The organism is Bartonella sp. AA86SXKL (assembly GCF_042196885.1).
The window spans coordinates 1-8,640 of the sequence record NZ_JBHIRE010000033.1; the positions used below are offsets into that span (position 1 = coordinate 1).

An 8,640-nucleotide genomic window follows, 5' to 3' on the forward strand; every position below is an offset into this window, starting at 1 on the left:
TGGACAGCCGATGCACAAGTCCCGTTGCGTTCCTTTGCCGTGTGTTCTGATACGAAAGTAGGCAAGCGTCGTAAAAATCAAGATGATATTGTTGGCATGGAAACATCAGATCTTGTTCTCCCTGCTACAACAGATGCTCAAGCCCTTGCTAAAGAAGCTTGTGAATCCCTAGCAGATGCAATGACGGTCATCTTTTCAACCTATCATTCTATCCAAGTGATTTCGGATGCACAAAAAGAGCATGGTTTACCCGAATTTGATCTGATCATTTGTGATGAAGCCCATAGAACAACTGGTGTTGTGTTGGGAACAGAAAAGCATGAATCTGAATTTATCAAGGTTCATGACAATAGCATTATTCGAGGCAAAAAACGCCTCTACATGACAGCAACCCCAAAGATCTTTAGTGACAAGCTGAAAAGGAATGCTTTCTTATCCAATAACGTTTTGGTGTCCATGGATAATGAAAAACTCTATGGCAAACAACTTTATACTTACAACTTTTCACGTGCTTTAGAGGATAAGCTGTTAGCACCTTGTAAAGTTATCATATTAGTTGTCAACGAAGAAGAAGTAAGCCAATCCATTCAACATCTTATTACCGATAAGAATTATGAACTTATTCTTGACGATAGGACCAAGATTAATGGCTGTTATAGAGCCCTTACCAAAATGGATCTGAAACTTGATCTTAAAGATGACCCCAAACCCATGCGTAGAGCTTTAGCTTTTTGCAAAGATATTGAGACTTCTAAACGCATATGCAAAAGATTCAAAAAAGAAAAAGTGCAAGAATCTTTACGCGCTCTTCATAAAAACTATAAAGATACTCCTCCTCTTAACTGTACCCTTGCCCATATTGATGGAACCTTTAGTGCTAAAGAGCGTACAAAACAACTTGAATGGTTAAAGGAAGATGCGGGGGAAAATACCTGCCGTGTACTTACCAATGTACGCTGTCTTTCTGAAGGTGTTGATGTTCCTGCTCTTGATGCTGTTCTATTTTTACACCCGCGAAAAAGTCAAATTGAGATTATTCAAGCAATAGGACGTGTAATGCGTCGAGCAGAGGGTAAAAAAAGAGGCTATATCATTCTACCCGTTGGGATACCCGCTGACATTCCGCCGGAAATAGCCTTAGAAAACAACCAAAAGTATAATGTCATCTGGCAAGTTCTCAATGCTTTACGTGCTCATGATGATAACTTTAATAAAATAATTCACCATATGCACAAAAAACAAGACGTAAGCGATGCTCTTGAAATTGTTGCTGCTTCTCAAGAACTTGCGTTAGAAGATACGACCACGGTTATTGATGATTTACCTATACGCTCAAAATTAGAGTATTCAGGACTTAATATTGGGTTAGCAACTTACGAATCTTCTCACACATGTGAAGAACAAGGTGAACTCCCCCTTTTTTCTAAATGTAAAGATGTCATTAAAACTGCTATTGTTAATAGATTTTACGATCCTAGCTATTGGAAAAAATGGGCAATAAATGTTGGTGATCTTGCTCAAACTCATATCACACGCTTAACTGAGGTTTTGACGAAATCAGAAACTGAAACACGGCGTGTGTTTAATGGTTTTATGACCGAATTACGTAGTAATTTAAATACAACTATCTCCGAACAAAATGCGATTGAAATGCTTGCGCAACATCTTGTGACGCGTCCAGTCTTTAATGCTTTATTTGAAGGGCATCAGTTTGTTCAAGAAAATCCCGTATCTTGCGCTTTACAACGTGTACTCAATGCCCTTGATAAAGTTACTCCTAAAGAAGAATCTCAAGATCTCAAAAATATTTCTAAGAGTGTACAATTTTACACGCGTGGAATTACCACTCTTGAAGCACAACAAAGTTTAATTGTAGAGCTTTACAATGAATTTTTCCGTTATGCTTTTCCGCGTACAGTAGAAAAATTAGGCATTGTTTATACTCCCATTGAGGTTGTTGATTTTATCATTCATTCTGTTGATGATGTTTTACGCAATGAGTTTGGCAAAAGCTTGGGGGCACGTGGTGTTTCTATTCTTGACCCTTTTACGGGTACTGGGACCTTTATCACACGGCTATTACAATCCAATCTCATCAAACCAGAGGATATGGAATATAAATACCGTTATGATATCCACGCAAATGAGATTGTCTTGCTAGCCTATTACATAGCAGCCATTAACATTGAATCGACGTATCATAGTATCATGAAAGGTGAGTATATCCCTTTTGAAGGAATTTGTTTAACCGATACTTTTCTGATGTTAGAGGAAAAAGATTTTTTTACACGCTATATGTTTGAGAATTCAGAGCGGTGTAAAAAACAGCAGGAAGTAGATATCCAAGTTATTGTTGGCAATCCTCCTTATTCAACAGGTCAAAAAAGTGCTAATGATAATGCAAAGAATACGCCTTATCCGATATTAAATGACCGTATTGATGAAACTTACGCCGCTCAATCTAAAGCAAGCCTTATGCGAAATCTTTATGATAGTTATATTCGTGCCATTCGCTGGGCTAGTGATCGTATTGATAATGCTGGAGTAATCGGTTTTGTTTCTGGTTCTGGTTACATAGAAAAGTCAACAATGGATGGATTACGAAAATCTTTAGCCAAAGAGTTTACGAGCATTTATGTGCTTAATTTACGGGGGGATCTTCGCAAAAATATGTTAAGCAATGGAAGAGCTCAAGAAGGTGAAAATATTTTTGGCAATGGTAGTATGACCGGTATTGCTGTAACCTTGTTTATCAAAAATCCCAATGCTATTGGACCTTGTAAAATTTACTATCATGATATTGGTGATAATCAAACAAGAGAAAAAAAACTTAAAACAATTAAGGACTTTGGTAGTATTGATGGCATTACACGAAGTAAAAAAGATTGGCAAATAATCACACCAGATAAGCATGGTGATTGGATACGTCAACGTGATGACAGTTTTGAAACATTCTTAGCTTTAGGCGATAAGAGACCTCATGAGAAAAAACTCTTTGAGATTTATTCTTGTGGCATTACGACTAGTCGTGATGCTTGGGCATACAATTCAAGTCGTGCAATTTTAGCGAAAAATATGGGTAACATGATTGCCTTCTATAACAGTGAAGCAGAACGTTTTAATAATGCTTATGCGCACACTGACAGTAAATCACGTACAAAGGCTGTAGATAATTTTGTTAATTCAGATACAAGCAAGATAAGTTGGAGTTTGAATATAAAAAAACAATTAGCAAGAGGTCATATTTTAAAATTTGAAGAAGTCGGTTTTGTTCAAAGTTTATATCGTCCTTTTACACGACAGTGGCTTTATTATAATCGCATTTTTAATGAAGCAATTTATCAAATGCCTCGTATCTTTCCTGTAGAAAAAATGATCAAAAATACAGTGATACAAGTTTCTGCTATAGGGGCAAGAAGTGGATTTTCTGTTATTATGACTAAGGATCTACCTGATTTTCATGCAATAGATACAGGTCAATGCTTTCCACGCTATATTTACGAAGACACAACGGTCTCAAAAGATAAAAACAAAAAACAAACTCATTTATTTTTAATTTCTACAGAAGAAAGTAAAACAGCTGGTTTACAGAAGCGTGATGCCATTACTGATGAGGGACTAGAACATTTTAAAGCCGCTTATCCGAATGAAACCATAACAAAAGATGATTTATTCTATTATGTTTACGGTTTACTTCATTCGGAAGATTATCGCTCTCGTTATGCTGATAATTTATGCAAAGAATTACCTCGCATTCCTTGTGTAAAGAGTGCTGATGATTTTTGGAAATTTGTAACAGCAGGGCGTGAACTGGGTCATTTGCACGTGAATTATGAAACTGTAGAACCTTATCCAGTGACCTTTAAAAAGGGTAATCCAAAACAGACAGAGATCTCTAATCCCGAAAAATTTTATTACGTTACAGAAATGAAATTCGCAAAAATTAAGAATAGTAAGGAAAAGGATAAATCTACAGTTATTTACAACAGCAATATCACAATAACAGACATCCCTCTTGAAGCTTATGAGTATATCGTCAATGGCAAGCCCGCTCTTGAATGGGTTATGGGGCGTCAATGTGTAAAGACTGATAAAAAGAGTGGCATTGTGAATGATGCCAATCGCTATGCTGTTGAAACCATTGGCAACCCTGCCTACCCTCTAGAGTTATTTCAGAGGGTTATTACCGTAAGTTTAGAAACAATGAAAATCGTAAAAAAACTACCAAAATTAGAAATTAAAGAAACTGAATAACTTATAAAGCATGCTCACATAATGGGTATGATAAACTCATAAGGGGTATAGAACATAGCGATTAATCTATACCTCTCTTGTTAAGTTGATTACCTACCATCTTAAAAGGAGTGTTTATATGCGTTATTCTAAAAAGAAATCCCATCTTAAAGTGAATAGGCTTCTTTTGAATTGCCTTTAAAAGATTATATCGTAATCTAAAATGAGTGCTTTATGCTTTTCAAAAGCTTTGTTTAAAGAGAGTTATGTATATTCATTTTCTTATATTACTTATAGGTTTTGAAGGTGTAAAAACCGTCAAAACCCCCTCAAAACGTATATTATTAGTTGAATTTATAGGTTGTATTTTTATATAGGTTGTTTTTTTTAAGATCTGTAAAATCTTAACCTATTGAAATATATTGATTTTAATTTTCTCTCATTTAAAAAAAATAATGGTGGTTTAACATTGCAATTTGAAAATAAAACCACCATACAAAGAAATTTACTTCAAATTATCTGTAATCCTTTTACAGAGGAATTCATAGAAGTTACTTGCATAATATTGTGGATCCTTGGGTGGAAAATCAAAATAGAGTGCACATTCTCCATTCTGAAATTGAGAATAATCGAAGAAAAATGTCTCTCCAAAATCGGTTCTACTAACAATAAGTTGCTGTGGCGTTGCAAAACCATTTTTTCTATAATTTAAGTTTTTATAAACAATATCATCACTACGAACAATCTCAAAGTTTGTATCATAAACGCTACATATTCCCTCACCACAAATTTCCCCTCTTCCATAGTTTTTTAAAAAACTTTTATAGGAAGACGTAAACTGCAAACCAAGAGTTTTCTCTGCTTTTTCAATCAGTGCATCATCAACTGCTTCATCTGTAGAGCCAAAATCGATACTATCGTTATATTTATCAACTAGTACTGCAACATCAGCTAAGGTATAGGTTTTCATAGATGATCCTCAAAACTTGCGTAACGCTCCATATTTCCCCTATCATTTGCCCCTCCTCCATAGTTTTTTCCAAAAGCTCTTGTAAAAAGGGATAGGTTGCGGAGTGGGAGTGTTCTCAATCTTTTCAATTGGTTGGTCTCCATCAGGTATCTCAACTCCCACGCTTTCTTTAATTCTTTTGCAAAGGAATTCATAAAAATTACTGGCGTAATATTCGCAATTATCCAATGGATACATAACATAGATTGGACATTCTCCATCCCGAAACTGCGTATAATCAAAATAAAAAGTCTCACCAAAATCTGTTCTACTTACGATAAGCTGTTCTGGTGTCGCAAAACCCCTTTTTCTATTATTTAAGTTGCGGAAAACAATATCACCAGCAGCAATACCTATTCCACAATCCCTATAAACGCTACAGATTTCATAACCTCCAATTTCTCCTCCTTTATAATTTTTTAAAAAACTCTTATAAGAAGATGTAAATTGTAAACCGAGAGCTTTCTCCGCCTTTTCAATCAGTAGATCATCAACTGCATCATCTTCAGTACCGAAATTGATAATATCATCATCATATTTATTCACTTTATCAATTAATACTGCAACATCATCTAAAGTATAAGTTTTCATAGATGATCCTCAAAACTTGCGTAACGCTCCATATTTCCTCTATCAATTTCACCTCTTCCATAGTTTTTTCCAAAAACTCTTGTAAAAAGGGATAGGTTGCGGAGTGGGAGTGTTCTCAGTCTTTTCAATCGGTTGATCACCATAAGGTATCTCAGCTCCCACGCTTTCTTTAATTCTTTTGCAAAGGAATTCATAAAAATTGCTAGCGTAATATTCGCAATCTTCAGATGGAAGCATGACATAAAGTGGGCATTCACCATCCCTAAACTGCGTATAATCAAAATAAAAGGTTTCACCAAAATCTGTTCTGCTAACGAAAAGCTGTTCTGGTGTCACAAAACCACGTTCTCTATTGAGTAAGTTTCGGTAAACAATATCACCAGCAGGAATACCTTCCCCACAATCTCCATAAATGCTAAATATTTCATCACCACCAATTTCTCCTCCTCCATATTTTTTTAAGAAAACTTTGTAAGAGGATGTGAATTGCAAACCCAAAGCTTTCTCCGCCTTTTCAATCTGTAAATCATCTGTTTCATTCTCTCTATCATCTTCAGTACCCAAATTGATAATATCATCATATTTATCAACTAATTCTATGACATCCGCTAAGGTATAGGTTTTCATGGATGATCCTCAAAACGTGCGTTATAAACGCTCCATATTTCCTCTATCAATTTCACCTCTTCCATAGTTTTTTCCAAAAACTCTTGTAAAAAGGTATAGGTTGCGGAGTGGGAGTGTGCTCAATCTTTTCAATCGGTTGGTCACCTTCAGGTATCTCTTCTCCCACGCTTTCTTTAATTCTTTTGCAAAGGAATTCATAAAAATTACTGGCATAATATTCGCAATCCTCAGATGGAAGCATGACATAAAGTGGGCATTCTCCATCCCTAAACTGCGTATAATCAAAATAAAAGGTTTCACCAAAAGCAGCATCACAAACGATAAGCTGTTCTGGTGTTGCGAAACCACGTTTTCTATCATTTAAGTTTTGAAAAACAATATCATCAAAAGGAATATCTTCTCCACACTCCTTATAAAGCCTATAGATTTCATAACCACCAATGTCCCCGCCTTTATAATGTTTTAAAAAAACTTTATAGGAAGATGTGAATTGCAAACCAAGAATTTCCTCAGCTTTTTCAATCACGAGATCATCAACCTCCTTATCTTTGCTAGCAAAATTAACAATATCACCTTCATATTTATCAACTAATACTGTAACATCATCTAAGGTATAGGTTTTCATCAATTATCCTCCATAAATTATTTTATAAGTTTCTTTTTTCATCAATCGTAGAGTATTACTGCCGGTGCTCCTGTCCCCATCTGTCAAAATTTAGACCTATGATACCCCATTTCATATCAATTATTCCTCCTAAACTACTGTTTTTTTGTTCTCCATGCCCATTGCCGTATTCTTTCCAATATTCCTCTCTCTGCTTCTCAAACTTTTTTCTATCTATGAGCGATTGATGTGTTTTTGGATTAGCATGAATAACAGAAGTATATTTTTTATGAAATTCATGGCTAATTTCCGCTAGGGGTCCATCAGGGGTTTGATTTAGGTGATGCAACTCAACAGGCTTACCATCAAACCCTATAGGTGCTCTTCCTGTTTTTGTCCTTTCAACATTGGTGCCCCATACCGTTTCTCCTTTTTCAGTCCATTTAACCCTTGCATGAGGATCAAACAAATCGTCTCTCCGATAAACTGTGTAGGTCTGTCCAAATTTGCTATCGGTAAATTTAGTGGGTTTCTTTTTTAACCAAAGCTTTTTTTCTTTAGCAGCAAGTTTGGTCAGTTCTTTCCTAGCAGCTAGTTTGTCAGGATCTCCTTGAGCTGCAAGTTCTGCAAGATTTTTCTTGGAAGCGAATTGGGCAAAATCTTTCCTAGCAATGAATTTAATCCAAGCCTTTTCGCCAAGCTTTATGGCTCCCTTGGCTGCTCCAGCAACTCCTGTCATTAGGGATGCTGTTTCAGTCAATAATTTTCCAAATTCAAGTCCAGCTTTAAAGGATCCACCAGCACCGGCTCGCTCATATTCCTCCTCCATTTTATTAATGCGATCTACATAGGACTGTCCAAGGGTCCGACCAATTGTCGCCAAAATCTCACCACTGCTGAAAAAATCTTTGAGCGCTTTCAAAGTCTCTTCGGGATGTTTGGCTAGTTGCCAAAAACCATCAACCGTATCGTATATTTCAGCCGGTACACCAGCTACTATACCAGCCCCAAAGCTTATACCTTGCCCTGTACTAATCGCAGACCACTTCGCAGACACTGCTGCTTCACATAAAAGGTCAGGACACTCCTTTAATTCTTTATTCATCTGAGCTTGTTGCGCACTGCTGAGGTAGTTATTTGCAGCGGCATTACCTGCGGCATCGGCACCGGCATCAACATTGCCACCGGCAATGGCAGCGGCAACGCCCCCAGCAGCCCGTGCAACATCAATGGTGTGGTCTCTAAAGTCAGCAAACTGCGCATCAATCTTTGCGTTTATACGCGCTTCCTCTTCCGCAGTTGGGGTGCGACCGTTTAGGTCCCCCATTTCCTCTTTCACAATGCCTTGCACCCACAATTGAAACTGGAGCATAGCAGTGGCTTCGCCCACAGCACCCCCCACAGCACCGGCAGAGCAAGCACCGCTCGCAACCGCGCCTTTTAAGCAGCCAAGTCCTGCATGGGCAACGATCTGCGTGACCGTATCTATTTTGCCTTCTGCCTTGGCGGTACCGATTTCTTCCGCCAACGATTTGCCAACCGTATCAGACAGGGCGATGCGCAGATTGTTAAAAAA

Annotated in this window: 6 protein-coding genes; 1 reads left to right on the forward strand and 5 read right to left on the reverse strand. The window is 37.2% G+C overall.

Annotated elements, in window-relative coordinates; translation table 11 throughout:
* A partial coding sequence (locus ACFIO5_RS08735; protein WP_375705246.1) for a type ISP restriction/modification enzyme occupies positions 1–4,254 on the forward strand: 4,254 nt, incomplete at its 5' end.
* Between the two features lie 484 nt (positions 4,255–4,738).
* Here the strand turns inward: ACFIO5_RS08735 and ACFIO5_RS08740 are convergent.
* From ACFIO5_RS08740 to ACFIO5_RS08760, 5 genes are all read right to left on the reverse strand, one after another.
* Complete coding sequence (locus ACFIO5_RS08740; RefSeq protein ID WP_375643532.1) at positions 4,739–5,203, reverse strand: SMI1/KNR4 family protein; 465 nt, start codon at positions 5,201–5,203, stop codon at positions 4,739–4,741.
* A 42-nt stretch (positions 5,204–5,245) separates the two neighbouring features.
* A complete protein-coding gene (locus tag ACFIO5_RS08745; RefSeq protein WP_375655438.1) occupies positions 5,246–5,833 on the reverse strand; it encodes an SMI1/KNR4 family protein in 588 nt (195 codons plus the stop codon).
* 48 nt (positions 5,834–5,881) lie between these two features.
* Positions 5,882–6,460 carry an SMI1/KNR4 family protein gene (locus tag ACFIO5_RS08750; protein ID WP_375705247.1) on the reverse strand — a complete coding sequence of 193 codons (579 nt, stop codon included), beginning with the start codon at positions 6,458–6,460 and terminating at the stop codon, positions 5,882–5,884.
* Between the two features lie 52 nt (positions 6,461–6,512).
* The gene (locus ACFIO5_RS08755) at positions 6,513–7,085 is read right to left on the reverse strand and encodes an SMI1/KNR4 family protein (RefSeq protein ID WP_375705248.1); all 573 of its coding nucleotides are present in this window, start codon (positions 7,083–7,085) and stop codon (positions 6,513–6,515) included.
* A 55-nt stretch (positions 7,086–7,140) separates the two neighbouring features.
* Positions 7,141–8,640: HNH/ENDO VII family nuclease (locus ACFIO5_RS08760; RefSeq protein ID WP_375705249.1), on the reverse strand; the 1,500-nt coding region annotated here is incomplete at its 5' end.

Excerpts from the sequence above, each read along its gene's own strand:
- ACFIO5_RS08740 (WP_375643532.1), bottom strand. The coding sequence starts at position 5,203 with ATGAAAACCTATACCTTAGCTGATGTTGCAGTACTAGTTGATAAATAT.
- ACFIO5_RS08750 (WP_375705247.1), bottom strand. The coding sequence starts at position 6,460 with ATGAAAACCTATACCTTAGCGGATGTCATAGAATTAGTTGATAAATAT.
- ACFIO5_RS08745 (WP_375655438.1), bottom strand. The coding sequence starts at position 5,833 with ATGAAAACTTATACTTTAGATGATGTTGCAGTATTAATTGATAAAGTG.
- ACFIO5_RS08755 (WP_375705248.1), bottom strand. The coding sequence starts at position 7,085 with ATGAAAACCTATACCTTAGATGATGTTACAGTATTAGTTGATAAATAT.